The sequence below is a fragment of the Thermalbibacter longus genome (genome assembly GCF_023806485.1).
Classification (GTDB): Bacteria; Chloroflexota; Chloroflexia; order Thermomicrobiales; family Thermomicrobiaceae; genus Thermalbibacter; species Thermalbibacter longus.
Genome location: NZ_JAMSLR010000044.1, coordinates 1 through 578 on the forward strand (window position 1 = coordinate 1; position 578 = coordinate 578).

Below are 578 nucleotides of genomic sequence, written 5' to 3' on the forward strand. Positions count from 1 at the left end.
CGGGTGGAGTTGCTCGAGGGGGAGATCGTCGAGATGAGCCCGATTGGGCGCCGACACCAGGCGTGCGTGGATCGGTTGACCCAGTGGCTGGTGCCGGCGCTTCGAGGGCGGGCAATCGTGCGGGTACAGGGATCGGTGAGGCTGAGCGATATCAGCGCGCCTCAGCCGGACGTGGTGCTCCTGCGCCCACGTCAGGACTTCTACGCGACGGTCGATCCCGGACCAGACAACGTCTTTCTGGTTATCGAGGTAGCGGATTCCTCGCTTCGCTACGACCAGGGGATCAAGGTACCGCTCTATGCCCGGCACGGGATCCCCGAGGTCTGGGTGGTTGATCTGGCGGAAGAGCGAGTCCTGGTCTACCGGGATCCTGTCCCGGGGGTAGGGTATCGCGCGGTGGACGTGCTGGGACGTATGCATCGGCTGGCTCCGCAGGCGTTCCCCGACCTGGAGCTGGCAGTCGACGAGCTGCTGTCGTGAGTGGCGTGTCGAGGGGGATGGTACTCGATCCGATCCGGACCTACCATTCATCGGAGACCGAGGAGAGCGCCATGGCCGTCACCGAGCTGATCACCCGC

Annotated in this window: 1 protein-coding gene; it reads left to right on the forward strand. The window is 65.2% G+C overall.

Going from position 1 to position 578, the window contains the following annotated elements:
- On the forward strand, positions 1 to 480 hold a 480-nt coding region (locus NET02_RS16365), incomplete at its 5' end, for a Uma2 family endonuclease (RefSeq protein ID WP_284058500.1).
- Between the last annotated feature and the right edge of the window lie 98 nt (positions 481 to 578).